Genomic DNA, 23,776 nt, shown 5'->3' on the forward strand with positions numbered 1-23,776 from the left:
GGGTGGCGGCGCATACCGCACTGGAGCAACTGTTTGCGGGGGAGGTGCCAGCCTTCATGCAGCAAGAAGCCCCGACTCAGCCAACCGGTGCTGAATAGTTACGTTCACTCTTGCAATCTGCATTTGGCTGATTCGTAAATGAGTAAACGCTAATTGTGCGGTGTGAAGCGCCTGACATGCGACTTCCCACATTGAGTGTTAGGATTTATGCGAGCGCACAAAAGTGTTTACCAAGTTCATTAACCAGGGTGGTGATATGACGAACCATGGAGGTAAGTCGGTATTTATCGCATCAGCGATCATTATTTTCGGCTTGGTCATTATTGGTGCAGCCTTTCCAGAGGCCTTTGGCAATGCCGCCGAAACGGCACTGACAACCATCACGGAACTGTTTGGCTGGTTTTATCTGTTTTCGGTGTTTGGCTTTGTGGTTTTTCTGGTCGGTCTTGCCTTGAGCAAATACGGCAAAGTACGTCTTGGCCCGCAGGACAGTACACCGAGCTATAGCTTTTTTTCATGGATCAGCATGCTGCTGGCGGCCGGTTTTGGGGTAGGCCTGGTGTTCTACGGAATGGCCGAACCCATGTCGCATTACATCGAACCCCCTTACGGAGACGTTCCTGCAGAAAGCGAAGCCGCTGCCCGTTACGCCATTCAGTACAGCTATTTCAATTGGGGCATCCACCAGTGGGCGGCATTTTCGGTCGTGGGACTGATCATTGCCTACTTTCAGTTTCGCAAAGGCCAGGCGGGGCTGGTGTCGTCGGTTCTCTCTTCGGTTACCGCAAAACATCCACGAGTGCGCCCCTACGCGTCCTGGCTGGATGTGTTTGCGGTCGTCGCCACGGTCATGGGGGTCGCGACCTCGCTGGGGTTGGGCGTACTGCAGATGAACGGTGGCTTGAACGCCGTTTTTGGCTTGCCTGAGAACGGCTGGTGGCAGTTCGTGATCCTGCTGGTGATGTTCTGTGCCTACATGGCTTCTACCTGGTCAGGGCTGGATAAAGGCATCAAGCGGCTATCCAATCTCAACATGGTGCTGTGCATCGGCTTGATGGTCTATGTGCTGGTTACCGGGCCGACGGTCGCCATTCTGGAAACCATCACGCTGGGGATCGGGGATTATCTGCAGAACTTCATTGGCATGAGCCTGCGTATCTCTCCCTACAGCGACAACGAATGGGCCAGCAACTGGACGATCTTCTACTGGGCCTGGGTGATTGCCTGGTCTCCTTTCGTCGGCACCTTCGTGGCTCGGGTTTCCCGTGGGCGTACGATCAAGGAGTACGTGTTTGGCGTGCTGTTCGTCCCGCCTTTGCTGGCTTGCCTGTGGATCGGCGTATTTGGCGGCGCTGCGTTGAACATGGAGCTCAACGGGGATGTGGGCCTGGCGGCGGCCACGGAGGCGAATATCACGGTGGCGCTGTTCGAGATGTTTGCCCTGATGCCGTTTTCCGGTGTGCTGTCGGTCATTGCCATGATGCTGATCTTCATTTTTCTGGTGACCTCGGCAGACTCGGCGTCGTATATCGTGGCGCAAATGACCGATAATGGTTCCATCAATCCGCCGTTGTACAAGCGGATTATCTGGGGCGTGCTGATCGCGGCGATTTGTCTGACGCTGATCGTGGCAGGCGGGCTCTCCGGGCTGCAGTCGGCAGCGGTGCTGTCGGCGCTACCGTTTACGTTCATTTTGTATATGATGGTAGTCGTCCTGGTGCGCGAGCTGCGTGCCGACCGCAAAGCCATGCTGACTCAGCTGTATCGGCGTCATGGGGAAACCCCGGTGGGGGCAGATGCCTTCGAGGCCGAACTGCTGGGTGAAGAGGAGCGGCTGCGTCGTGCGCCCAATGTGGTGAATCGGCGTATCAACAGCTAGTCAACAGCGTCAATCATAGAGGAAGCACCAATGGAGCAGGCGTGCTGATGGCCAGACAGGAACGTCACGGAGCCACGCGAAGGCAGCCCAAGGGGATGGCCTTCGACCGCTGGCTGGATCGCATCGTGACGGTGGCAGTGGTGACTGCGATGTTGGTGGGGCTTTCCGCCGTACTGGCGCACTGGCTGCTGTGACGAGCCCAGCGGTGTGGTGCCATTGCAAAAACGCCCGGCTAAGCCGGGCGTTTTTGCGTTTCGATGCGGTTTCGTCCGCGACGCTTGGCATGATAGAGCTGCTGGTCGGCGCTGCTCAGCAAGTCGTCATGACCCAAGGGGTGGTCGGGGGTGGTCGTGGCGATGCCCATGCTGGCGGTCAAGTGCGAATGCGTGGTGGAGTAGGCATGGGGGATCGCCAAGTCCAGGATTGCTTGACGCAGACAGCCGGCGATCTGCATGGCCTCTTCGGCCCCCAGGCCTGGTAGTACACAGACGAACTCTTCCCCGCCGTAACGGGCCAACAGGTCCCGGTGCGGGTTTATGCAGCCGTTGAGCGCTTCGGCCACGGCGCGCAAGGTATCGTCGCCCATGGCATGACCGTAGTGGTCGTTGAACTCCTTGAAGTTGTCGATATCGATGAATATGACCGACAAGGGCTGGTGCTGGCGCGCACAGCGCTGCCACTGCTTGGCCAGGAACATGTCGAAATGGCGGCGGTTGGCGACGCCGGTGAGGCCGTCGTACTGTGACAACTGGTGAAGATGGTCGCGCTGCTCCAGCCCTGACTGGAATTCACGCAGCAAATGGTCGAGGCTCTCTACCAGGTGCCCCAGCTCATCGTTGCGGTGCCAGGCCAGGGTGGGTTTTGGCCACTGGCCGGGGCGAGTGGGGTCGGTATGGATGATGGCCGCATGTACCTTGAGCAGCGGGCGCGTGATGAAGAAGTGAAAGAAGACAATGACCAGGCTGCTCAATAGAAACGCTTCGATCATGCTTCTTCCCACGACGGAGTAGCCGCGTTCCAGAAACTGGCTGGCCAGATAGCTGTCATCCAGCGAGAGGACGATTTCACCGACGGTGGCTTCCGGCGCTCCGCTGCCCATGTAGTAACTCAGCGGCATCGCATGATGAATGATATCGCCGAACAGCCGCTTGCCCAGCCAGCTGTCGGGCCGGGGGTCTTGCATGTCAAAGGCTGCCAGCGCGCGGCCGAAGTCGTCACGCACGGCCACCTGGGCAATGTCGTTGCCATTGAAGAGCCCATAGGCAATCTGGTGTGCCAAGTCCGGGTTGAGCTGAAACGCGGCCTCGGCAGCTGCTCCGTTGACGATGGCCAGCTGTTGCGAGGTACGCTGTTTGACCTCTTCACGCATCGTGCTGGCATGGCCCACCAGCTCCAGGCTGCCTGCAATGAGGCTGATCACCAGCGCAATCATCAGGGTCAGCAGCGCCTGCTTGAGAGTGAGTCGGCCACTCATGAAGGGTCTCTTGTCAACGCTCACGGCGCTGGCTCCTGTGTCGGCGCTGGGGGCGTGTCCAGATGGCGTTGCAGCAGGCGGGTGGTTTCAACACCTACGCTAGGGTGGCAAGCCAGGTACAGCGGGGCATAATAAAAGGTAAACAGGTGCTGTACTGCCAGATTCTGAGCGTTGGCCAGGTACTCGGCCGTGGCACGCCCGGTGACGATCACGTCCAGCAGTCCTGCGCCCAGGCGCGCCATGTTTTCACGTTCACTCGGGGCTCGTAGCACGGGCACACCCTGGCTCTCCACGTAATCGCCGACAGCGTCTTCCCGGAAGCTGCCCACCCGTTTGCCTTGCAGGTCCGCCAACTGAGTGGCGTCCAGCGGTACCGGCGGCGTGGCCAGACTGAAAGCCGACCACTCGTTGATGACCAATGGCCCCACCCAGAGGAACTGCTGCTCGCGTGCGGCGGTGCGCGTGGTGGAATACACGCAGTGATGGTCACGCAACTGGGCTTCGGTATAGGCGCGTGCCCAGGGCAGCAGGCGGAACTCGGCATCGATACCGGCGTGCATGAGCGCATTACGGAGTTGCTGAGTCGCCGAGCCGACCACGACGCCCTGATCGTTGTGATAATTGAACGGAGGGTACTCTTCCGTATTGATGGTCAGTGGTGGCAAGTGGGCAAACGCAGGGGAGCTCAGCCAACCGCACAGCCACAGCATCACCATGCTGCTTCTCCAGAGGAGTCGTCGCCAACGCTGTCTAGCCATCATGGTATGCCTGTGTGACTGCCGAGTAAGCGTTCACCCGCTCCAGCGCCTGCTGCAACTGCGTTACCAACTGCGGGTCGGTGTCAGTGTTCAGGGCAAAGTATAGATAAGATTCGCTGAGTGTATATAAAGAAGTCACTACCTCGGCACGATAGCCTTCCTGTTCGGCGATCCAGCGAGCCACATCCTCGCTGTACGCCCATAGGTCGACCCGTTGGTGCAGCAACATGTGCAGTGCGCTGCGATTGTCGATGGCGGGGCGAATCAATCGTTCCGGGTAACCCGCCTCGATCAACGCCTGGGCGCCAATGTCTTCACGGATGACGGCCACGCTCAGGCCCTGCTGTATGGCGTCTTCCAGGGAAGTGACAGGGTGCAGGGCGCCTTCTGCCGCCAGCAGCACCACTCGGTCTCGGGCAATGGGGCCAACCCAGTGAAAGCGTGGCTCTCGGGAAGGGGTGCGAGTGGTGGAGAAGAGCACGGTATTGGGGCGGTTCAAGGCAATTTCGTAGCCTCTTACCCAAGGAAAATAACGGATGGTGTCACGCTTGAGAGGGGTGCTGGTGTGCGCCAGCATGGCCTCGAGCAGGTCCACCGAGGTGCCCTTTATCTCGCCTGCCTGGAGATAGTTATAGGGGGGGTACTCTTCGGTAATGAACGTCAACCCGGCAAGCGAGGCAGGTGGCGCATCGGCAAACGCAGACAATGAAGCAAGGCAACTGCCCAGCCACACTGAGAGTACAGCTCCCCCTCGCTTGTTGATCAACTTGCCGAGTCCCATCCTGGTGTGTCCCTGTCATTATATAATCCAGCAAAGTTAGAGTAACTTGATAGCGCTGTCACCTCTATTCTGTTAACGCTTTTATGGCGGTATTGCATTTGGTGCTGCTAATCTTGAGCTTCTTTCCACGCGAGTACTTTTATGCTGCCCAGTGCTGCTCCAATGGCTAAAACGCCTTACGCTTCCCGCCGGGAAATTTTCGGCTGGGCAATGTTCGATTTTGCCAATCAAGCCTACACGTTATTAATTATTACCGTGGTTTTTGGCGAGCTGTTTACCACCGTCATTGTGGGTGATCGCAATGATGGCTATCGGCTGGCCAACTTTCTTTGGAGCCTTGCGCTGGCGATCAGTTATCTGATGGTAGTGGTTAGTGCTCCCTTGTGTGGCGCGATCATGGATTACCGTGCCGAGAAAAAACGCTTTCTGTTCTTCAGCTATCTGGCCACGGTGCTGACCACCGCCATGCTCTATTTCGTGGCGCCGGGCTACGTGGTGCTGGGGTTATTGCTGATCGTGCTGTCGAACTATGCCTACTCCATGGGGGAGTCGTTCATTGCTGCCTTTCTTCCCGAGCTGGGCCCACCGGATGCATTGGGGAGAATTTCCGGGTTTGGCTGGGCGTTAGGCTATGTGGGTGGACTGGTGGCTGCAGGTTTCACGCTGATGGTGCTGGGAGAGGCGACGGCGGATAATTTCGAGCGAATCCGCTGGGTGGGACCCTTCGCAGCCGGGTTCTTCCTGTTGGCGGCAATCCCTACGTTCCTGTGGCTGAAAGAGCGTGGCATACCGCAGCCCGCTGGCGTCCCTTACCGTCAGATTGCTCGGCAGCGGATCATGGGCACCTTTCATGAGCTGCGTTACTTCAAGGATTTGAGCATTTTTCTGGTGTCGCTGCTGTTCTCCATGGCCGGTGTTTACATCATCATCGCCTTTGCCTTCATTTACGGTGCACAGGTCATTGGCTGGGATGAGAGCATACGCAACATCATGTTCATCATCGTCCAGGTGACTGCGGCCACCGGGGCCATCGGTTTTGGCTTTTTGCAGGATCGCCTGGGTGCCAAACGCACTTATCAGATGACCCTTGGGCTATGGATAGCCGCCATCGTCGCCATATGGGCCACGCCGGAACTCACGGCCTGGTTGAATGGCCGTTTCGGGCTGGAGTGGCAGGCGCAGCATCTCTTCCTGTGGGTAGGCTGCCTGGCGGGCTTGAGCCTGGGCTCCAGTCAGTCCGCCAGCCGCGCCCTGGTGGGGGTCTTTTCCCCGTTGCCCAAATCCGCCGAGTTCTTTGGCTTCTGGGGCCTGGCCAACAAGCTGGCAGGCGTCATGGGGATCGTCATGCTGGGTGTGTTGCAGGCTTTGATAGGCCTGCAGGCTTCCATTCTCCTGTGTGTGGTGCTGTTCATAACGGCTATGCTGATTTGTATGTTCGTGAATGAACGCCGGGGTCGCGATGCTGCGACGGCCTGGAAAAGCTCCTGATGTCGCGAGGTAAAGCATGACGACAGCCAAGTCACAGCGAGGCGGTATCGTCATGATGCTGCTGTTCTGGGTGCTGCTGATCGCCGTGGGCACCTGGTGGATACAGGGGGGGCTCGAGCAGATGCTGTACCCCAATGCCCAGATCATGAATACGTCGCCGGAGAATGGCCCTGTCACGCTCAAGCGCAACCGTGCCGGACATTTCGAAGCGCCTGGTGAGATCAACGGCGAAAGCGTCACGTTCTTGCTGGATACCGGCGCGACCTATGTGGCCGTGCCTGGGGAGCTGGCATCGCAGTTGGGCCTGGAGCCGGGGCGGCGCGCCTGGTTCAATACCGCCAATGGCCGGGTCGAAGGCAGCCTGACCCAGTTGGATGAAGTGGTGCTGGGCGGCATTCGCATGAGTAACGTGCAGGGCTCCATCAGCCCAGGCATGGAGCGAGATACCGTCCTGTTGGGCATGAGTTTTCTGAATCATCTGGCCATCGAGATTCGTGGTGGGGAAATGATTCTGCGTGTGCCAGAACCTTGAACCAAACTTGTGCGCTTGCCTAACATGTGCTTAGCTAAATGCTCACGGATGCAACCCACCAAGGAGAGATCATGGGTATTGAAGTCGGCGGTTTGTTAGGTTTGATTTGGCTCGTCATTGTCGTGTGGGCCATTGTCAAGGTTGCCAAGAGTTCGGCAGGCGGTCTTGCCAAGTTGCTATGGATTATCGTGCTGCTGATGTTCCCGCTGGTGGGCCTGATAGCCTGGTTCCTGCTGGGGCCCAAAGGGTAGCGTGCTCGACGGCTAGTACGACTGAAGGCAAGTATTGAAAAAGGCAGGCCCAATGGGCCTGCCTTTTTGCGATCAATGCGATGGACGCGCTCGAGTCAGCTGTTACTATCGCTGGGTGGGGCCTTGTAATGCCCCGGGATTTTCAACTTCTCACCGTTGGGCAGATCGCGCACTTGGGTGGGTACATAAACACGCTTGATCACACTTTTTGCCTTGCCATTTTCCATGGCGATATCCTCCTGCCACATTGTCGACAGTTGCGCCTTCACATTAGCGCTTGATGGTGGAAGAATCAAGCCACCCACGGAAACGTCAGGGAGATGGGTACTGAACGTTGATCAAAGGGCAGGCGTTACCTCGGTTTTAGGGTATCCTGAAAGCGGTCACAACCTGCGGTTGCAGAGGGGGTGTGCGGGTGACAACACAAACTGCCTAAGCGGAGTGAAGGAAAAGGATGGTGGATCACTTGGAACAGCAATTTCAAGCACTTGGGTCGCAGGAGGCGGTAACGCCCGACTACCCCGACCAGGATCATGTGCTGATTATTGAAGATGATCAGCGCTTGGCGGAGCTCACCCGTGACTACCTGGAAGCCAACGGCTTTCAAGTGACGATCGAGGCGGATGGTGCCAAGGGGGTAGATCGTATCCTGACGCTGCAGCCGGATCTGGTGATTCTGGATCTCATGCTGCCCGGTGAGGATGGCTTGGCCATCTGCCGCCGCGTGCGGCCCAATTTCGCCGGGCCGATCATGATGCTCACCGCGCGCACCGACGACCTGGATCAGGTGCTGGGGCTGGAAATGGGCGCCGATGACTACGTACCGAAGCCGGTACAGCCGAGGGTGCTGCTGGCCCGTATGCGTGCCCTGTTGCGACGTGCCGACGGCCCTGCTCCCGATGGTGAAATGCGCCTGAAGTTCGAGAACCTGGAAATCGACAATGCCACCCGCGAGGCTTGGCTGGCAGGTGATCGGATCGATCTGACCAGCGCCGAATTCGACCTCTTGTGGCTGTTGGCACGTAATGCTGGGCGGGTACTGACGCGTGAAGAGATTTTCAGCGACCTGCGCGGCATCAAGTACGATGGTCAGGATCGCTCGATCGACGTGCGGGTCTCCCGTATCCGACCCAAGATTGGCGATGACCCCAATCAGCCTCACCGGATCAAGACGGTGCGTAGCAAGGGCTATCTGTTCGTCAAGGACAGCTAACCAGGAGAGGTCGCCCAATGCGGCGAGTGCTGAGTCACGGCTCGTTCTTACGTTTTTATCTGCTGCTCGGGCTGGCGCTGTGCGTGGTGTTCCTGATTGCACTGGGGGGACGCTCGTTCATCGAGCAAGTGCGTCGGGAAGATTACCGAGAACAGCTGGCTGCGTTGCCCATGTCGATGATGACTCAGCGCCTGGCCAGCGTGGCAGAGGACGAGCGGGAAGCGCTATTGGGTGAGCTTGCCGAACGGCTTGGCATGCAGTTGGCGCTGCGTCGCATGGCGGATACGCCGCTGGGCTACTTCGAGCGCACACGTATCGAGCGAGGCAACGTGCTGGTGGAGGAGCCCCCCTGGCAGCTGCGCCAGCGCCTGCCAGGTTCGTCACGCCAGCACGAGGCATGGGTGCTGGAGGCGAATTTTGCCGCTTGGGGCGAGCGCCAGTGGCAGGGGACCTTGGTAGCGCTGGGCGAGTGGCTGGCAGATATGCCACCCTCAGAGCGTACCCAGGCGCTGGGGCACTTGCGTTCTGGTAGCTGGCCATTGACGCTGCTGAGCGCACCACCAGAAGACCTGACCGCCGAACAGCGCTTTCAGATGACACTGGGGGGTGTCATCACTCGGCTGATGTCCGACAAGCTCGCCATCACGCTGGTCTACCAGCTCCCCGTCCCGCCGGGTGACACGCCCCAGTGGCTACAGGCAGGCCCCGTCACGCGGGGCGATACGCTGCCGCTCAACTTGCATCTCCCCTTGCTGGTCGGCCTGATGGCCGTGCTCAGCCTGATCGTTTATCTGATCATGCGCAGTATCGAATCACGCATGGCGCGACTGGAGCTGGCGGCAACCCGCATCGCCAGTGGCCGCCTGGAAACCCGTGTAAAAGTGGAAAGCGGTGATTTTCTCGGCCGTGTCGGCATGGCTTTCAACGGTATGGCCAATCAGGTACAGAGCTTGCTCCGTGGCCAGCAGGAGATGATCCGCGCGGTCTCCCATGAGCTGCGTACCCCGGTGGCGCGTATCCGCTTTGCCGTGCAGATGGTGGAAGACATGACCGACCAGCCAGCCATTCAGAGGCAGCTGCAGGGTATCGATGCCGATATTGCAGAGCTGGACGAACTGGTCGATGAGATTCTGACCTATGCCCGGTTGGGGGGAGACACCCTGCACGGTGCCGAGCTTGAAATGAGTCTGGTCGACTGCCGTGCCATGGCCAACCGGGTCATCGATACCCTGGCCCCGCTGCACGCAGGCCTCACGCTTGAGCTCGACCCTGGCCCAGACATCGAACTGCTGGCCGAGCCTCGCTATCTTCAACGGGCGCTACAGAATCTGGTGGGCAATGCCTGTCGTTACAGCAAATCACAGGTGATCATTCGGCTTTGGGATGAACCCCACCTCGTGCGCATCGACGTGGAAGACGATGGGCCGGGCATACCGCCGGAAGCTCGTGCCGATATCTTCAAGCCGTTTGCCCGGCTGGACGATAGCCGAGCCCGCAGCTCGGGCGGGTATGGCCTCGGGTTGTCCATCGTGCAGAAAATCATGAGTGGCCATGGCGGCAGTGTCACCGTGGACAGCAGCCCAGCGCTGGGCGGCGCCCGCTTTACCCTGCTCATTCCTCGTCGCGATTCGCCGGCCTGATCCCGGAGAGTACCGCAAAGGAGGTCTCCTGAGCCGTGCGTAAAAAGTCCTGCATCCACGGCGCTTCCATGGTCTCTTCACGAATGGCCGCGTACAGCGTGCTCCAGATACCTTGTTCGCCCAGCTTGACGGCACTGACGTAGTGGCGCTCCAGATACTCGGTCAAGGCCCAGTTGGGCAGCGCGCAAACCCCACGGCCGCTGGCCACCAGCTGCATCATCATGATGGTCAGTTCGGCCGTACGAATCTCCTTTGGGCGCACATTGGCGGGCGTCAGAAATTGGGTGAAGACGTCCAGTCGTGACTGCTCCACCGGGTAGGTGATCAACGTCTCTTCGGCCAGGGCGGCGGGCAGAACATAGGCACTGCCCGCCAGGCGATGCTGTCGGGCTACGGCCAACAACCCCTCGTAACGAAACAATGGCTCGTAGTGCACCCCTTCCAGCGGCTGAGGGTCGGCGGTGATGACCAGGTCCAGCTGCTCGCGTGCCAGGGCAGGTAGCGGGTCGAAATGGTGGCCGCTGGGGATGTCGATTTCCACCTCCGGCCAATGGTCACGAAAATAGTCCACGGTGGGCATCAGCCACTGAAAGCAGCTGTGGCATTCGATGGCCATGTGCAGGCGTCCCTGCTCGGTGCCTGCCAAGCGCGCCAGGTCTCGCTCGGCCTTGCGTACTTCGGGCAAAATGTCATCGGCCAGCGCCAACAGGCGCAAACCGGCGCGGGTAAATTCCACGGGGCGCGTCTTGCGCACGAACAGCGCGCTATCGATACGGCCTTCCAGGTCTTTCAACTGGTGGGAAAGCGCCGACTGGGTGAGGTGCACGCGCTCGGCGGCTTCCACCAGCGACCCCGTTTCCCTCAGCGCCAGTAGCGTGCGCAAATGGCGTAGCTCAATCATGGTGAGTATCTGTCATAGGTAATGAAACAGCTTGGCTGTTATTCAGCGTCACATATGACAGTGTCGCATACCCTCGAACATTCCCCTATCCAGACGCCCCCTGAGTTTCCAACGGTGGCGGCCACTCAAGGTGCCTGGGCGTCGTCAGCTCTTCGTGGCGTAAGCGTAGAGCAGCGTTTCCTGGGCGCTGATGGCATCGCCGTGGCCAGGGTCCTGGAGCTGGTAGCTGCCATCGCTCTGCAGTAGCCAGCTCTGGCAGTTATCGACCAGGTAGGTCTCCAGGTCCTTGCGCACCCGGGTGGCGAGCTTCTTGTCCAGCAACGGGAAGCAGGTTTCCACGCGGTGGAACATGTTGCGCGACATGAAGTCGGCGCTGGAGCACCAGATTTCCGGTTTGCCGTCGTTATGGAAGTGAAAGACTCGGGTATGTTCCAGAAAGCGGCCAATGATCGAGCGCACGCGAATGTTGTCCGACACGCCCGGCACGCCGGGTTTCAGGCAGCACATGCCGCGAATGATCAGGTCGCACTCCACGCCCGCCTGAGAGGCTCGGTAAAGCGCCTTGATCAGCTTGGGCTCGGTCAGCGAGTTGCACTTGATGATGATATGGCCACGTTTGCCCTTGCGGGCGACCTGGGCTTCCCGGTCGATCATTTCCACCAGCCGCTCGTGCAGCGTGAACGGTGCGTGCAGCAGCGTATCGATCTTGCGCGCGCGGCCCATGCCCGAGAGCTGCTGGAAGACCTTGTGCACGTCGGCACACAGCGCCTTGTTGGCGGTCAGCAGGCTGTAGTCGGTATACAGCTTGGCGGTCTTGGCATGGTAGTTGCCCGTGCCCAGGTGCGCATAGTGACGCAGCTCGCCGCGCTCACGGCGGACGATATGCAGCATTTTGGCGTGGGTCTTGTAGGCCATGATGCCGTAGATGACGATGGCCCCGGCTTCCTGCAGGCGCGAGGCGAGCTGCAGGTTGTCTGCTTCGTCGAAGCGTGCCCGTAGCTCGATGACCACGGTGACCTCTTTGCCCTGGCTGGCGGCTTCTACCAGCGCGCTGACGATGGAGGAGTCGGCCCCGGTGCGGTAGAGCGTCTGCTTGATCGCCAGTACGTCCGGGTCGCGTGCGGCTTCGCGCAGCAGATCTTCGATGGGGGAGAAGGCCTGGAAGGGGTGGTGCAGAAGAATGTCGTTTTTGGCAATGGCGCTGAACAGGCTGCCGCCCTTCAAGCCCTTGGGCACGCTGGGGGTAAACGGGCGATAGAGCAGCTCGGGGCGGTCCACGTCACCCAGCACGGCCAGCATACGGGTCAGGTTCACCGGGCCCTGCACACGATACAGGTCGTCGTTGTCCAGCTCGAACTGGCGCAGCAGGAAGTTGATGAGGTCGTCCGGGCAGTTATCGGCGACCTCCAGGCGTACGCCGCTGCCATAGCGGCGTGCCAGCAGCTCCCCGCGTAACGCCGATGCCAGGTCGGAGACCTCTTCGGGGTCGACGCTCATGTCCGCATTGCGGGTCAGGCGGAACTGGTAGCAGCCGCGCACGCGCATGCCAGGGAACAGCTCCTCGGCATGGGCATGGATGAGCGAAGACAAAAAGACGTATTCGGTGTAGCCCTCTGCACACAGCTCCTTGGGCAAGGCCATCAAGCGAGGCAGCGAGCGCGGTGCGGGCAGAATCGCCATGCCGCCAGCCCGGCCAAAGGCATCTTTGCCCTCCAGCTCGACGATGAAGTTGAGGCTTTTATTGACCAGTCGCGGGAACGGATGCGAGGGGTCCAGGCCGATGGGGCTGATGACCGGCATGATCTCGTTATCGAAAAACTCACGCGCCCAGGCCTTTTGCGCCTCGTTCCACTGGTCGCGACGACGAAAGCGCAGCCCCTGAGCCTCCAGGGCGGGCAGCAGGGTGTCGTTGAGAATCGTGTACTGGCGGGCGATTTGCTGATGGGCAATGGTTGAGATTTCTGCCAGCACGGCTTTGGGCAAACGGCCATCTGCTGCGGTGGTGTCATCGCCCAGCGCCATTTGATGTTTGAGCCCTGCGACCCTGATTTCGAAGAATTCGTCCATGTTGGACGAGAAGATCAGCAGGAACATGAGACGGTTCAGCAGCGGGTGCGCATCGTCCAGCGCCTGCTCCAGCACGCGAATATTGAACTGCAGGTGCGAAAGCTCTCGATTGAAGTAGAGCTGTGGGTCATCCAGGTTGGCTTCCGGGAGTACTTCACGGGCCTGTACTCCTGTCGGTGTACGGTTGACCCGTAAAGGCAGTACCTCGGTACTGTCGCTAACGAAAGTCTCGTTACCGGGCACTGCACTGCTGACATCGGTGTTGGAATCGGCTGAGTTGTCTTCCATGCTGGCCCCCTGCGGTAATGGCGCTTGCCCATGCTGCTTGTTATAACGCGAATTGTGTCAAGTATGCAGGGGGAAGATGACAAACAGGTGTCACCTATTTGTCATCTTGATGGCGTCAGCGCTGCAAAAGACGCGCCGCTTCCAACGCGAAGTAGGTCAATATGCCGTCGGCACCTGCCCGTTTGAAACACATCAGCGATTCGAGAATCACCGGCTCTGCGGCCAGCCAGCCGTTGTCGAAAGCCGCGCGGTGCATGGCGTACTCACCGCTCACCTGATAGGCGAAGGTCGGCACCTGCAGCTCGCTTTTGACACGCCGCACCACGTCAAGGTAAGGCATGCCTGGCTTGACCATCACCATGTCGGCGCCTTCGGCGATGTCCAGCGCCACTTCGTGCAGTGCTTCGTCGCTGTTGGCGGGGTCCATCTGATAGGTGCGTTTGTCGGCCTTGCCCAGGTTGGCGGCGGAGCCGACGGCATCCCGGAAGGGGCCGTAGTAGTTCGACGCGTACTTGGCGCTGTACGCCATGATGCGCACGTTGTGCAGCTGCTCCTGCTCCAGTACCTGGCGAATCGCACCAATCCGGCCATCCATCATGTCGGAGGGGGCCACGACGTCGGCGCCGGCTTCCGCATGAGAAAGAGCCTGCTTGAGCAGCGTGTCCACCGTACGGTCGTTTTGCACGTAGCCTTGAGCATCGAGAATGCCGTCCTGACCGTGGCTGGTGTAGGGGTCCAGCGCCACATCGGTGATGATGCCAAGCTCTGGCACGGCTTCCTTGAGGGCGCGCACGGTGCGCTGTACCAGGCCACTGGCATTGTAGGCTTCTTCGGCCAGCTCGCTTTTTTGCTCGGCGCCGATCACCGGAAACAGTGCCAGGGCCGGTATGCCCAGGGCATGGGCCTCTTTGGCTTGCTCGATCAGCAGGTCGATGGATAGACGCTCCACGCCGGGCATGGAGGCCACCGCTTCACGCTGATTTTCGCCTTCCAGCACGAACACCGGCAGAATCAGGTCGTTGGGCGTCAGGGTCGACTCCTGCATCAAGCGGCGTGAGAAGTCGTCCCGGCGCATGCGGCGCATTCGGGTGGCGGGGAAGTGGCGCGGGCTTGAGGTGTTCAACGGCTCTCTCCAGGCAGTCTCGAAAAGGGTGCCCCACGAGCATTGGCCAACAGCGCGGTCAACTCTCTGGGCGTGGGTTGAGTATATCAGTCATGCCATGCAGCGAAAGCCGCCTTGTGGCCGCAGGGCAGACTGACTAAAGTGAGTCACTCAGCCATTCGCATGGCTTCGACAAGGAGAGAGGTATGACCAAGCAGGTAGCGGTGGTATTAGCCGGCTGTGGCGTGTTCGACGGTTCGGAAATCTACGAAACGACCCTGACACTGCTGCGTCTGGATCAGTTGGGCATCGGGTATCGCTGCTTTGCACCCGATGTAGAGCAGCACCATGTCATCAACCACCTGGATCAGACGCCGGTGGAGGGTGAGCGACGCAATGTGCTGCAGGAGTCGGCCCGTCTGGCGCGTGGCGAGATCAGTCCGATCACCGAGCTGGTGTCCGATGACTTCGATGCGGTGATCGTGCCTGGCGGCTTTGGCGTTGCCAAGAACCTGTCCGACTTTGCCATGCAAGGCGACGAGATGCAGGTGCTGGAAAGCGTCAAGGAGGCGCTGGCAGGGTTCAAGGAAGACGCCAAACCGATTGGCTTGATGTGCATTGCCCCGGTCATGGTGCCACGGCTGCTGGGGGATGGCATTGCCGTGACGGTAGGGCATGACCCCGGTGTGGCGGGTGCGATCAGCGCCATGGGGGGGCTGCACCGTAGCTGCGGCGTAGAAGAGATCGTCGTGGATCTCGAACATCGCGTGGTCACCACGCCTGCCTATATGCTGGCGACGCGTATCAGTGAAGCCGCCACGGGCATCTTCAAGCTGGTGGACCGTATCGATGAAATGATGGGCTAGGCTGGCAAGCCCGCCCGTAGGGAAAAAGCCTCTGTCATCGTGGGATGACAGAGGCTTTTTAATGGCCGTCAGCATTCACTACGGCTAGTCGGTCTGCTCTTCCTCGGCCTGCGCTTGCTTGGCGTTTCTGGGCTTGCGCACCAGACGGCCAAACAGCAACCCCACTTCGTACAACAAGTACATGGGAATCGCCAGCAGGCTCTGAGAAATCACATCGGGCGGCGTCAGCAGCATACCGACGACAAAGCACCCCAGAATGATATACGGGCGCTTTTTCGACAGGCTTTCCACGGTCGTCGCGCCGGAGAGAATCAGCAGGAACGTGGCGATGGGTATTTCAAAGGCCACGCCAAACGCAAAGAACAGCTTGAGCACGAAATTCAGGTACTGGTTGATGTCGGTCATCACCGCGACATTTTCCGGCCCCGTTTGGGTAAAAAACTCGAACAGCAGCGGAAACACCACGTAATAGGCAAACGCTGCCCCGGCATAAAACAGCGCCACGCTGGAAACGAGAATCGGAATGGCCAGCGCTTTCTCGTTATCGTAAAGCCCCGGCGCCACGAAGGCCCAGGCCTGGTGCAGCACGAAAGGAATGGCAATGAAGACCGCCACCACCAGCGTCAGCTTGAAAGGTGCCAGGAAGGGCGAGGCGACCTCGGTGGCAATCATCTGGGAGCCTTCGGGCAGCAGTGCCATCAGCGGCTCGGCCACGAAGGTGTAGATATCGTTGGCAAAGGCATAGAGCCCCAGGAAAATCACCAGGATCACCACGACCGCCTTCATCAAGCGCGAACGCAGCTCGATCAGATGCTCGATGAGAGGCGCCTGGCCCTGGTCGTTTTGCGGTGGCTGGGAGTTGCCAGACATGCTCATGAGTGGGGTCTATCCTTTTGATCGGCCGTATCGGTGTCGCTCGGCAGGTCTTCACGCACGGTCTGCAAAGCGTCATCCAGTCGTGCGCTGGCCCTGGCCACCCGCTGTTCGGTGTCTGCCTGGGCGGAAGGCTGGGCAGACGAGGCTGAAGGGGCGTCAGCAATGCTCTCGACATCCTGCTTGGCTTTTTTCAGGCTGTCATCGAGCTTTTTCTGCTGCTCATTCAGCTTTTGCCGCAGCTCTTCGGCTTCCAGTTGGGCACTGATTTCACGCTGCATACCGGATACCGTGCGCTTGATCTTGCCGATCCATAGACCCGCCGTGCGCGCCGCCTTGGGCAGGCGTTCCGGGCCCAGCACCAGCAGTGCCACGACGCCGATGAGCATGAGTTCAAGAAAGCCGATATCCAGCATGGGTTATTTGCGCTCTTCGTTGCGGTCGCCAGAGTGAACGTCTGCCGCTGGCTTCTGCTCAGCTTGAACGTCATAGGTGTTGCCGTTCTCTTCGTGGGCGACCTTGGCCTGAGGCTGGTCAGAGGGCTTGTCGCCGTCCTTCTCTTCCTCGTGCATGGCTTTCTTGAAGCCCTTGACCGCGCCGCCCAGGTCGGTGCCCACGTTACGCAGTTTCTTGGTGCCGAAAATCAGGATGATGATGCCCAGAACAATCAGCAGCTGCCAAATACTGATACCACCTAACATATGCGTTTCCTCATGGATGCAGGGTTAACGTTGTGATCGGGACGCTTTTTCGTCGTGACCAGAGATTCCAAACCGTCGCGCAAGCTCGTCCAGCACGGGCTGATGGTCCAGGTCCAGATGCGACAGCATGACCAGGCTATGAAACCACAGGTCGGCCGTTTCGGCGATCAACGCTTGACGGGCCTGCTCATCGCCGTGCTCGGCATCCTTGGCGGCCAGCAGCGTTTCGGTGGCCTCTTCGCCCACTTTCTCGAGTATCTTGTTCAAACCCTTATGATGCAAGGAGGCAACATAAGATTCTTCTGGTTGCGCATGGCGACGCTGTTTCAAAACGTCGGCCAGAGCGTCCAGTACGGGAGCTTGGTTGGCATCTGTCATGGTGTTCTCGTTATTCATCGCAATAGAGTGTCATCCGGCACGCGCTGGAAAGGCTCACTGCCAGATCAGCAGCAGCAACCCGACCCCGGCAGCTGCCAGAATCGGCCAATCCTGGGTGGCGGCCCAACTGCTCAGCGGCTGCCAGGCAAGCGCGATGGCCACTAGTGCCAGACCGATGCGCAGCCGATGCTGGCGTTTGCCCTGTTGTTTCAACTGGTGGCGCATCTGGCTGAGCGCGGTGACCTGCTGATGCCGCTGGCGGTGTTCATGTTCCATGCGGCTGAGCGCCTGATGTGCCAGCACCGGCAGCTCTGGCAGCTGATGCGAAAGCTCCGGCGCCTGGCGCTTGAGCGATGCCCAGAGCCCGCCGATACCCGCGCGCTCTCTCATCCACTTCTCCAGGTAGGGCTTGGCGGTGCTCCACAGGTCCAGCTCCGGGTAGAGCTGACGCCCCAGCCCTTCGATGTTGAGCAGGGTTTTCTGCAGCAGCACCAGCTGCGGCTGAACTTCCATGTTGAAGCGTCGCGCCGTTTGAAACAGCCCCAGCAGCACCTGCCCAAAGGAAATATCCTTCAGAGGCTTTTCCAGAATCGGTTCGCACACGGTACGAATGGCCGCGGCAAATTCGTTGGCACGGGTGTTCTCGCCCACCCATCCCGACTCGATGTGCAGGGAGGCCACCTCGTAATAGTCCTGATGGAAAAAGGCCAGCAGGTTGCGCGCCAGGTAATCCTGGTCTTCCCGGGTGAGGCTGCCCACGATACCGCAGTCGATGGCGATGTACTGGGGGTCGTCCGGGTCGTCACAGTTGACGAAGATATTGCCGGGATGCATGTCCGCGTGGAAGAAGTTGTCCCGGAATACCTGGGTGAAGAACAGCTCCACGCCGCGCTCGGCGAGCTTTTTCAGATTGGTGCCGCGGGCCCGCAAGGTCTCCAGGTCGGCCACCGGTACGCCGCGAATGCGCTCCTGCACCATCACGTGTCGCCGCGTGTAGGGCCAGTAGATGGTGGGCACGAAGAGGAGCGGCGAGTCCTTGAAATTACGCTTGAGCTGAGAGGTGTTGGCCGCCTCCTTGTAGAGGTCCAGCTCGTCGAACAGGGTGGCTTCATAGTCGCGAATGACTTCTACCGGGCGCAGGCGTCTGGCTTCGGGCACTTTGGCCAGCAGCTTCGCCACCTGGTACATCAGCCCCATGTCCTGGCGCATGATTCGGTCGATGCCGGGGCGAATGATCTTGACCACTACCTCTTCGCCACCGTGCAGGGTGGCGGCATGCACCTGGGCAATGGAGGCCGAGGCGAGAGGCACGCGATCGAAGGCCGCAAAGGCCTCCACCAGGGTCATGCCCAGCTCTTTCTCCACCCGGGCCGCTGCCAGCTCGCCAGCAAAGGGCGGCACCTGATCCTGCAGACGTTTCAGCTCGTCGGCAATGTCTTCCGGCAGCAGGTCGCGGCGGGTCGAGAGCATTTGGCCGAATTTGATGAAGATCGGGCCCAGTGCCTCCAGCGCCAGCCGCAGGCGCTCGCCGCGACTGCGCTTGCCCACCGGCACCAGTTGGAGAGGCGAAAAACGGGTCAGCAGCCGCAGCCAGAGCGGCATGCGCTCGGCAGGTACGAGCGTGTCCAAACGGTGCCGCGTGACTACCCAGAGAATCTTGAACAGCCGCAGGCTCATTCGCTCGGCTCCTCGGGCGCGCTGGCCTTGGTCAGCTGGGTAAGGCGCCGATTCAAGCGCTGCAGTCTGGCATCCAGGCGGTCGGTGGCGATTTCCAGCTCGGTGAGGTGATCGCGCAGCACGTCGCGCTGCTGACGGCCCGGCAGCAGGCGTGCCTCTTCGAAGACATACTCCGAGACATCCTGCAGTAGCTCGTCCTTGGCGCGCAGGCCCCAGCGCGCGGCTCGGCGCAACCCTTCGGCCAGCGAATGGGCGGGCATGTCACCCAGCCAGTGCGCCAGCTCGCCTTCCCAGTCGATCTCCAGGTCCAGCAGCAGCTCCCGGGTGGCCTCCAGCAAGTGCACCTGGCCTCGAATGGCCAGCTTGCCCTCGAACATCAGCCGCTCCACGGAGGCACCGCTGAGCCACTCCGAGAGGGTTTCCGGGGTCAGTTCGACCACCGCATCCACGTCGCTTTCATCGACGTCGTCGCCGTGCTGCAGGTCCAGTCCGGCATTGTGATAGCAAAGCAGCAGCGCCAGCTGTGGCTTTTCCAGACGCACCAGCAGGCGGCTGCCCGCCAGCGCGGCCAGCCGCCCAGGAGCAGCAGGGTCACGGGCAAGCAGTGCGTTCAGCGTACGTTCACAACCGGCCAGCAGCAGGGTCGGGGTGACTAGCATGCGGGCCTCATCGTCCGTTGGGTCAGCGTGCGAGGCGTCATAGCTTGATGCCGCGGTGCAGGGCGACGATGCCGCCGGTCAGGTTGGTGTACTCCACTCGATCGAGTCCGGCGGTTTCCATCATGCCCTTCAGGGTTTCCTGGTCGGGGTGCATGCGGATCGATTCGGCCAGGTAGCGATAGCTTTCGCCGTCGCCGGCGACCAGTTCGCCCATTTTGGGCAACAGCCGGAACGAATACTCATCGTAGGCCCTGGAGAGCAGTGGGTTGTTGGGCTTGGAAAACTCCAGCACCAGCAGGCGGCCGCCGGGCTTGAGCACCCGTGCCATGGAGCGTAGCGCGGCGTCCTTGTCGGTCACGTTGCGCAGGCCAAAGGCGATGGTGATGCAGTCGAAACTGTTGTCCGGGAAGGGCAGACACTCGGCATTGGCCTGGACGTACTCGACGTTGCCACCGACGCCGTTGTCCATCAGCTTGTCGCGGCCTACCTTGAGCATGGAGGCGTTGATGTCGGCCAGGACGACCTTGCCGCGGGGGCCGACCAGACGCGAGAACTTGAGGGTCAGGTCCCCCGTGCCGCCAGCGATGTCCAGCACATGATGGCCGGGACGAACGCCAGCACGCTCGATGGTGAGGCGCTTCCACACACGGTGGATGCCCATGGACATCAGGTCGTTCATGACGTCGTAGCGAGCGGCGACCGAGTGGAAGACATCGGCGACGCGTGAGGCTTTTTCGTCGACCGGGACTTCCTGGTAGCCAAAATGGGTGGTGCGTTTTTCCGTGGGGCTCATGGGGCTTCAGCTCCCGAGTTCGAGGCGGTAGTAGTCGACCATAAGGTCATCGCAATCATTGATTGGCAACATTGTAGCCTTCTCGAGCCTGCTTTGTCTGCGCTTCACCTGGGGCGCGGCGTCACAGCTGCTTGAATTGAATGCCCGCAGGCTCGCGGGAGGCGCCTGCTGCTTCCAGCCGCTCAAGGTAGTTGTTCCAGTAGGCGTGTTGATGCGTCGCGAGGTCGTGCAGGTAGTTCCAGCTGTAGAGGCCGCTGTCGTGACCATCGTCGAAGTGCAGCTTGAGGGCGTAGTTACCCGCCTGGGTGATGTTCTGCAGGCCGACGTCCTTCTTGCCCACTTGCAGGACCGCCGTGTCGCCACCGTGGCCACGCACTTCGGCAGAGGGGGAGTAGACGCGCAGCAGCTCCACGGGCAGCCGGTAGGTGTCGCCCGAGGCGTAGCCGAGTTCCAGCTCGCGGGCCTGCTTGTGGTAGTGCACTCGGGTGGGGACCGGGGCGTCGGTGTTAGAGGGCGTGTGGGTAGACGTGTGGGTGTTGGAGGCGTTCATGGTCGGGGCACTCATGGTTGGCGTTACGTCGCTCAGGCACGAGCGACACCTGGCCAGGGTAGCCAGGTGTCGGGGTGCGACAGAGGTTACAGAATATAGCGGGAGAGATCTTCGTCCACCGCCAGTTCTCCCAGCTGCGCGTTGACGTAATCTGCATCGATCACCAGCGGGCTATCCATATCGCCGCCTTTGAACGAGGCCTCTTCCAGTAGCCGCTCCATGACCGTGTGCAGGCGGCGCGCACCGATGTTTTCGGTGCCTTCGTTGACCTGCCAGGAGATCTCCGCGATGCGCTCGATGCCGTCGGCAGTGAACTCCACGTCCAGCCCTTCGGTGCCCAGCAGCGCCTGATACTGCTTGGTCAGCGAGGCGGAAGGCTCGGTGAGGATGCGCTTGAAGTCTCCGGGAGTGAGAGCGTCCAGCTCCACGCGAATGGGCAAACGACCCTGTAGCTCGGGGATCAGGTCGGAAGGCCGCGCCAGGTGGAAAGCACCGGAGGCGATGAACAGGATATGGTCGGTCTTCACCATGCCATATTTGGTCGACACCGTGGAGCCTTCGATCAGCGGCAGCAGGTCGCGCTGAACGCCCTCGCGTGACACTTCTCCACCGCTGGACTGGCCGCTGCCCTTGGCTACCTTGTCGATCTCGTCCAGGAAGACGATGCCGTGCTGCTCGACGGCCTCGACGGCGCGAGCCTTGATCTCCTCTTCGTTGACCAGCTTGCCCGCTTCCTCGTCACGCAGCAGCACCAGGGCTTCCTTGACGGTAACGCGACGCGTTTCACGCTTTTGCTGGCCCATGTTGGAGAACAGGCTCTGCAGCTGGCTGGTCATCTCCTCCATGCCCGGCGGCGTCATGATGTCGATGCCTTGGCTCTGGGCGGTGATTTCGATGTCGATTTCCTTGTCGTCCAGCTGGCCTTCGCGCAGTTTCTTGCGGAACAGCTGGCGCGTGCTGCTATCGTCCCGGGGCTGCTCTTCCTGGCCGCGGGGCGGCGGCAGCAGCGCATCGAGAACGCGGTCTTCGGCGGCATCTTCTGCGCGGTGGCCGACTTCTTCCTTGGCGTGCTCGCGCACCATCTTGATGGCGGCTTCCATCAGGTCGCGGATGATCGACTCCACGTCGCGACCCACGTAGCCCACTTCCGTGAACTTGGTGGCTTCGACCTTGATGAAGGGCGCACGGGCCAGTTTGGCCAGGCGGCGGGCGATTTCGGTTTTACCCACGCCGGTGGGGCCGATCATCAGAATGTTCTTGGGGGTGACTTCCGGGCGCAGGTCATCGTCGAGCTGCATGCGCCGCCAACGGTTGCGCAGCGCAATGGCGACGGCGCGTTTGGCATCCTGCTGGCCGATGATGTACTGGTCCAGCGCATGGACGATTTCACGGGGTGTCATCTGAGTCATAAGGGGCCTCAACGGTCGTCGATGTTCAGCTCTTCGAGCGTGACGTGGTGGTTAGTGAATACGCAGATGTCACCCGCGATTTGCAGGGATTTTTCGGTGATTTCTCGGGCGGAGAGATCGGTGTTTTCGAGCAGCGCGCGGGCGCTGGCCTGAGCGTAGTTGCCCCCCGAGCCGATGGCGATGATGCCGCGTTCGGGTTCGACCACGTCACCGTTGCCGGTGATGATCAGCGAGGCGCTGTGGTCGGCCACGGCCAGTAGCGCCTCCAGGCGGCGCAGGGCGCGGTCGGTGCGCCAATCCTTGGCAAGCTCCACGGCCGCCTTGGTGAGATGGCCCTGATACTTCTCCAGCTGAGCTTCGAAACGTTCGAACAGGGTAAAGGCATCCGCAGTGCCGCCGGCAAAACCGGCCAGTACCTTGCCGCGATAGAGGCGGCGAACCTTGCTGGCGTTGCCTTTCATCACGGTGTTGCCCAGCGACACTTGGCCGTCGCCAGCGAGGGCGACCTGGTTACCGCGGCGAACGGAGACAATGGTGGTCATGGAGATAACTCCTTGGGGGAGACGCGCTCCCGATGACTGATCGGCCACCCTGGGTGGCCGTAAAAAAAGCGATTCCCAACAAAATGCGGGCGGCTGATGAAAAATCAACCGCCCGCTCGAGAAAGCCAGGTGATAAAACCGCGCCTTCAGGCGCGGTCAGGGGGATAGCTCAGTTCTGCAGCTGTATCAGCAGGGGTTCGATCCCTTGGGTGCTCATCAGGTCCTGGGCGCGGTTCAGCTCTCGGGTATCCTCGTAAGGACCTACCTGTACACGGTGCCAGGTGTCGCCATTGGCCTGCACTTCGCTGATCTGAGCCAGCAAGCTCAGGTTGCGCAGCCGGCCGCGCAGCTGCTCGGCGTCGCTGAGGTCGCGAAACGAGGCGGCCTGCAGCACGTAGCGGTTCGGCGTGCTGGAACTTGTGCTGGCGGCGGCAGGCGGCTGGGTAGCTGCCACGGCGGCCTGTTCGTTGGGCCGCGTGTTGGCGGCAATGACCTGAGCAATCGGGTCGTTGGCGCTGCTGCCGGTGTCGCCTGGCGACGTGTCGTCCGAGGCTGCTGCGTCGCTGGCGGCCTCTGCGGCAGTCTCGGCGATTTCCGGCCGAGTGATATTGGCCGGAATGGCGCCGCCCGGAGCGATGACTTCGGTTTCGGGAAGCAGCGTGTAGAACTCGAAGGTGGGCATGGCAGGCTCTGCCGAGGCTGCCTGCCCAGTGCCCTGGGCGTCTCCGCGCTCATCGCTGGAGGGCTTGGGCAGCACCGTGGCCTGGGGCGTGCTGCTCTGCTCCTGCCACGGGGCGGTGCCGTGCTGATGCTGCGCCAGGAAGAAGCCTGCGGCCACCCCGGCCACCCCCCACAGCCAGCCGGGAATACGCCACCCGTCGCCGGAGCGGCGAGCAGATTTACGCTGCGAGGTGGCGCCTCGACGGGACGGCTTGTTACGCGGGCTGGCCATGA

The 23,776-nt window shown here is 60.7% G+C and carries 26 protein-coding genes; 8 read left to right on the plus strand and 18 right to left on the minus strand.

What is annotated here, in order from left to right; genetic code table 11:
* Window positions 1–256 precede the first annotated feature (256 nt).
* Both IE091_RS00005 and IE091_RS00010 read left to right on the plus strand, forming a co-directional pair.
* Window positions 257–1,879 carry a BCCT family transporter gene (locus IE091_RS00005; protein WP_039182919.1) on the plus strand — a complete coding sequence of 541 codons (1,623 nt, stop codon included), beginning with the start codon at window positions 257–259 and terminating at the stop codon, window positions 1,877–1,879.
* 47 nt (window positions 1,880–1,926) lie between these two features.
* Window positions 1,927–2,073, plus strand: coding sequence for a hypothetical protein (locus IE091_RS00010; RefSeq protein ID WP_189462500.1), 147 nt, complete (start codon window positions 1,927–1,929; stop codon window positions 2,071–2,073).
* Between the two features lie 38 nt (window positions 2,074–2,111).
* Here IE091_RS00010 and IE091_RS00015 read toward each other — a convergent pair whose 3' ends face one another.
* From IE091_RS00015 to IE091_RS00025, 3 genes are read right to left on the minus strand one after another with little or no spacing between them, the layout of a single operon-like run.
* Window positions 2,112–3,377: a GGDEF domain-containing protein gene (locus IE091_RS00015; RefSeq protein WP_189462501.1), complete on the minus strand. Its 1,266-nt coding sequence runs from the start codon at window positions 3,375–3,377 to the stop codon at window positions 2,112–2,114.
* Window positions 3,374–4,069 carry a substrate-binding periplasmic protein gene (locus IE091_RS00020; RefSeq protein ID WP_229800647.1) on the minus strand — a complete coding sequence of 232 codons (696 nt, stop codon included), beginning with the start codon at window positions 4,067–4,069 and terminating at the stop codon, window positions 3,374–3,376. The genes IE091_RS00015 and IE091_RS00020 overlap by 4 nt, the downstream gene beginning before the upstream one ends.
* A gap of 34 nt (window positions 4,070–4,103) precedes the next feature.
* A complete protein-coding gene (locus IE091_RS00025) occupies window positions 4,104–4,892 on the minus strand; it encodes a substrate-binding periplasmic protein (protein ID WP_227407595.1) in 789 nt (262 codons plus the stop codon).
* Window positions 4,893–5,054: 162 nt separating this feature from the next.
* Here IE091_RS00025 and IE091_RS00030 point away from each other — a divergent pair, with 162 nt between their 5' ends.
* From IE091_RS00030 to IE091_RS00040, 3 genes are all read left to right on the plus strand, one after another.
* Window positions 5,055–6,380 carry an MFS transporter gene (locus IE091_RS00030; protein ID WP_229800648.1) on the plus strand — a complete coding sequence of 442 codons (1,326 nt, stop codon included), beginning with the start codon at window positions 5,055–5,057 and terminating at the stop codon, window positions 6,378–6,380.
* A 16-nt stretch (window positions 6,381–6,396) separates the two neighbouring features.
* Window positions 6,397–6,912 (plus strand): retropepsin-like aspartic protease family protein, encoded by a 516-nt coding sequence (locus IE091_RS00035; RefSeq protein WP_096921480.1) that lies wholly within the window; start codon window positions 6,397–6,399, stop codon window positions 6,910–6,912.
* Between the two features lie 71 nt (window positions 6,913–6,983).
* A complete protein-coding gene (locus IE091_RS00040; RefSeq protein WP_039181690.1) occupies window positions 6,984–7,163 on the plus strand; it encodes a PLDc N-terminal domain-containing protein in 180 nt (59 codons plus the stop codon).
* Window positions 7,164–7,258: 95 nt separating this feature from the next.
* Here IE091_RS00040 and IE091_RS18550 read toward each other — a convergent pair whose 3' ends face one another.
* A complete protein-coding gene (locus IE091_RS18550) occupies window positions 7,259–7,390 on the minus strand; it encodes a hypothetical protein (protein ID WP_016916118.1) in 132 nt (43 codons plus the stop codon).
* Between the two features lie 227 nt (window positions 7,391–7,617).
* Here IE091_RS18550 and IE091_RS00045 point away from each other — a divergent pair, with 227 nt between their 5' ends.
* Window positions 7,618–8,376 (plus strand): winged helix-turn-helix domain-containing protein, encoded by a 759-nt coding sequence (locus tag IE091_RS00045; RefSeq protein ID WP_016916119.1) that lies wholly within the window; start codon window positions 7,618–7,620, stop codon window positions 8,374–8,376.
* 17 nt (window positions 8,377–8,393) lie between these two features.
* Window positions 8,394–10,016 carry an ATP-binding protein gene (locus tag IE091_RS00050; RefSeq protein ID WP_096921479.1) on the plus strand — a complete coding sequence of 541 codons (1,623 nt, stop codon included), beginning with the start codon at window positions 8,394–8,396 and terminating at the stop codon, window positions 10,014–10,016.
* Here the strand turns inward: IE091_RS00050 and IE091_RS00055 are convergent.
* The 3 genes from IE091_RS00055 to hemB all read right to left on the minus strand — a co-directional run bounded on the left by IE091_RS00055 (window position 9,988) and on the right by hemB (window position 14,395).
* Window positions 9,988–10,917, minus strand: coding sequence for a LysR family transcriptional regulator (locus tag IE091_RS00055; protein ID WP_096921478.1), 930 nt, complete (start codon window positions 10,915–10,917; stop codon window positions 9,988–9,990). The two genes, IE091_RS00050 and IE091_RS00055, sit on opposite strands and share 29 nt — an antisense overlap.
* A 144-nt stretch (window positions 10,918–11,061) precedes the next feature.
* Entirely contained in the window at window positions 11,062–13,272 is a 2,211-nt protein-coding gene (gene ppk1, locus IE091_RS00060) for a polyphosphate kinase 1 (RefSeq protein ID WP_039181679.1), read from the minus strand.
* Window positions 13,273–13,387: 115 nt separating this feature from the next.
* Window positions 13,388–14,395, minus strand: coding sequence for a porphobilinogen synthase (gene hemB / locus IE091_RS00065; RefSeq protein WP_016916124.1), 1,008 nt, complete (start codon window positions 14,393–14,395; stop codon window positions 13,388–13,390).
* A 185-nt stretch (window positions 14,396–14,580) separates the two neighbouring features.
* Between hemB and elbB the strand changes: the two genes are divergently transcribed.
* A complete protein-coding gene (elbB, locus tag IE091_RS00070) occupies window positions 14,581–15,240 on the plus strand; it encodes an isoprenoid biosynthesis glyoxalase ElbB (protein WP_096921476.1) in 660 nt (219 codons plus the stop codon).
* Window positions 15,241–15,324: 84 nt separating this feature from the next.
* Here the strand turns inward: elbB and tatC are convergent, their stop codons facing one another.
* From tatC to IE091_RS00125, 11 genes are all read right to left on the minus strand, one after another.
* Window positions 15,325–16,116 carry a twin-arginine translocase subunit TatC gene (gene tatC / locus IE091_RS00075; protein ID WP_144979492.1) on the minus strand — a complete coding sequence of 264 codons (792 nt, stop codon included), beginning with the start codon at window positions 16,114–16,116 and terminating at the stop codon, window positions 15,325–15,327.
* A complete protein-coding gene (gene tatB, locus IE091_RS00080) occupies window positions 16,113–16,529 on the minus strand; it encodes a Sec-independent protein translocase protein TatB (protein WP_039181667.1) in 417 nt (138 codons plus the stop codon). The genes tatC and tatB overlap by 4 nt, the downstream gene beginning before the upstream one ends.
* Window positions 16,530–16,532: 3 nt before the next feature.
* Window positions 16,533–16,814, minus strand: coding sequence for a Sec-independent protein translocase subunit TatA (gene tatA / locus IE091_RS00085; RefSeq protein WP_039181664.1), 282 nt, complete (start codon window positions 16,812–16,814; stop codon window positions 16,533–16,535).
* Between the two features lie 24 nt (window positions 16,815–16,838).
* A complete protein-coding gene (locus IE091_RS00090) occupies window positions 16,839–17,192 on the minus strand; it encodes a phosphoribosyl-ATP diphosphatase (RefSeq protein ID WP_016916129.1) in 354 nt (117 codons plus the stop codon).
* A 54-nt stretch (window positions 17,193–17,246) separates the two neighbouring features.
* Window positions 17,247–18,869, minus strand: coding sequence for a ubiquinone biosynthesis regulatory protein kinase UbiB (ubiB, locus tag IE091_RS00095; protein WP_081136348.1), 1,623 nt, complete (start codon window positions 18,867–18,869; stop codon window positions 17,247–17,249).
* Window positions 18,866–19,528, minus strand: coding sequence for a ubiquinone biosynthesis accessory factor UbiJ (locus IE091_RS00100; protein ID WP_189462504.1), 663 nt, complete (start codon window positions 19,526–19,528; stop codon window positions 18,866–18,868). Before IE091_RS00100 ends, ubiB begins: the two co-directional genes overlap by 4 nt.
* A gap of 37 nt (window positions 19,529–19,565) precedes the next feature.
* The gene (gene ubiE, locus IE091_RS00105) at window positions 19,566–20,321 is read right to left on the minus strand and encodes a bifunctional demethylmenaquinone methyltransferase/2-methoxy-6-polyprenyl-1,4-benzoquinol methylase UbiE (protein WP_016916132.1); all 756 of its coding nucleotides are present in this window, start codon (window positions 20,319–20,321) and stop codon (window positions 19,566–19,568) included.
* A 121-nt stretch (window positions 20,322–20,442) separates the two neighbouring features.
* On the minus strand, window positions 20,443–20,871 hold the full coding sequence (locus tag IE091_RS00110; protein ID WP_189462505.1) for a gamma-butyrobetaine hydroxylase family protein: 429 nt from the start codon (window positions 20,869–20,871) through the stop codon (window positions 20,443–20,445).
* Window positions 20,872–20,957: 86 nt separating this feature from the next.
* Window positions 20,958–22,280, minus strand: coding sequence for an ATP-dependent protease ATPase subunit HslU (hslU, locus tag IE091_RS00115; RefSeq protein ID WP_189462506.1), 1,323 nt, complete (start codon window positions 22,278–22,280; stop codon window positions 20,958–20,960).
* Between the two features lie 8 nt (window positions 22,281–22,288).
* Window positions 22,289–22,822: an ATP-dependent protease subunit HslV gene (gene hslV, locus IE091_RS00120; protein ID WP_016916135.1), complete on the minus strand. Its 534-nt coding sequence runs from the start codon at window positions 22,820–22,822 to the stop codon at window positions 22,289–22,291.
* Window positions 22,823–22,991: 169 nt separating this feature from the next.
* Complete coding sequence (locus tag IE091_RS00125) at window positions 22,992–23,774, minus strand: SPOR domain-containing protein (protein WP_189462507.1); 783 nt, start codon at window positions 23,772–23,774, stop codon at window positions 22,992–22,994.
* Between the last annotated feature and the right edge of the window lie 2 nt (window positions 23,775–23,776).

Source organism: Vreelandella hamiltonii, assembly GCF_014651775.1.
Lineage (GTDB): Bacteria > Pseudomonadota > Gammaproteobacteria > Pseudomonadales > Halomonadaceae > Vreelandella > Vreelandella hamiltonii.

Coding starts and splice junctions, on each gene's coding strand:
- ubiE (WP_016916132.1), bottom strand. CDS start 20,321: ATGAGCCCCACGGAAAAACGCACCACCCATTTTGGCTACCAGGAAGTC.
- IE091_RS00020 (WP_229800647.1), bottom strand. CDS start 4,069: ATGGTGATGCTGTGGCTGTGCGGTTGGCTGAGCTCCCCTGCGTTTGCC.
- IE091_RS00090 (WP_016916129.1), bottom strand. CDS start 17,192: ATGACAGATGCCAACCAAGCTCCCGTACTGGACGCTCTGGCCGACGTT.
- IE091_RS00110 (WP_189462505.1), bottom strand. CDS start 20,871: ATGAACGCCTCCAACACCCACACGTCTACCCACACGCCCTCTAACACC.
- IE091_RS00005 (WP_039182919.1), top strand. CDS start 257: ATGACGAACCATGGAGGTAAGTCGGTATTTATCGCATCAGCGATCATT.
- IE091_RS00010 (WP_189462500.1), top strand. CDS start 1,927: ATGGCCAGACAGGAACGTCACGGAGCCACGCGAAGGCAGCCCAAGGGG.
- IE091_RS00050 (WP_096921479.1), top strand. CDS start 8,394: ATGCGGCGAGTGCTGAGTCACGGCTCGTTCTTACGTTTTTATCTGCTG.
- IE091_RS00100 (WP_189462504.1), bottom strand. CDS start 19,528: ATGCTAGTCACCCCGACCCTGCTGCTGGCCGGTTGTGAACGTACGCTG.
- hslV (WP_016916135.1), bottom strand. CDS start 22,822: ATGACCACCATTGTCTCCGTTCGCCGCGGTAACCAGGTCGCCCTCGCT.
- elbB (WP_096921476.1), top strand. CDS start 14,581: ATGACCAAGCAGGTAGCGGTGGTATTAGCCGGCTGTGGCGTGTTCGAC.
- IE091_RS18550 (WP_016916118.1), bottom strand. CDS start 7,390: ATGGAAAATGGCAAGGCAAAAAGTGTGATCAAGCGTGTTTATGTACCC.
- ppk1 (WP_039181679.1), bottom strand. CDS start 13,272: ATGGAAGACAACTCAGCCGATTCCAACACCGATGTCAGCAGTGCAGTG.
- ubiB (WP_081136348.1), bottom strand. CDS start 18,869: ATGAGCCTGCGGCTGTTCAAGATTCTCTGGGTAGTCACGCGGCACCGT.
- IE091_RS00035 (WP_096921480.1), top strand. CDS start 6,397: ATGACGACAGCCAAGTCACAGCGAGGCGGTATCGTCATGATGCTGCTG.
- IE091_RS00125 (WP_189462507.1), bottom strand. CDS start 23,774: ATGGCCAGCCCGCGTAACAAGCCGTCCCGTCGAGGCGCCACCTCGCAG.
- IE091_RS00030 (WP_229800648.1), top strand. CDS start 5,055: ATGGCTAAAACGCCTTACGCTTCCCGCCGGGAAATTTTCGGCTGGGCA.
- IE091_RS00040 (WP_039181690.1), top strand. CDS start 6,984: ATGGGTATTGAAGTCGGCGGTTTGTTAGGTTTGATTTGGCTCGTCATT.
- IE091_RS00025 (WP_227407595.1), bottom strand. CDS start 4,892: ATGGGACTCGGCAAGTTGATCAACAAGCGAGGGGGAGCTGTACTCTCA.
- tatB (WP_039181667.1), bottom strand. CDS start 16,529: ATGCTGGATATCGGCTTTCTTGAACTCATGCTCATCGGCGTCGTGGCA.
- IE091_RS00055 (WP_096921478.1), bottom strand. CDS start 10,917: ATGATTGAGCTACGCCATTTGCGCACGCTACTGGCGCTGAGGGAAACG.
- hslU (WP_189462506.1), bottom strand. CDS start 22,280: ATGACTCAGATGACACCCCGTGAAATCGTCCATGCGCTGGACCAGTAC.
- IE091_RS00045 (WP_016916119.1), top strand. CDS start 7,618: ATGGTGGATCACTTGGAACAGCAATTTCAAGCACTTGGGTCGCAGGAG.
- tatC (WP_144979492.1), bottom strand. CDS start 16,116: ATGAGCATGTCTGGCAACTCCCAGCCACCGCAAAACGACCAGGGCCAG.
- tatA (WP_039181664.1), bottom strand. CDS start 16,814: ATGTTAGGTGGTATCAGTATTTGGCAGCTGCTGATTGTTCTGGGCATC.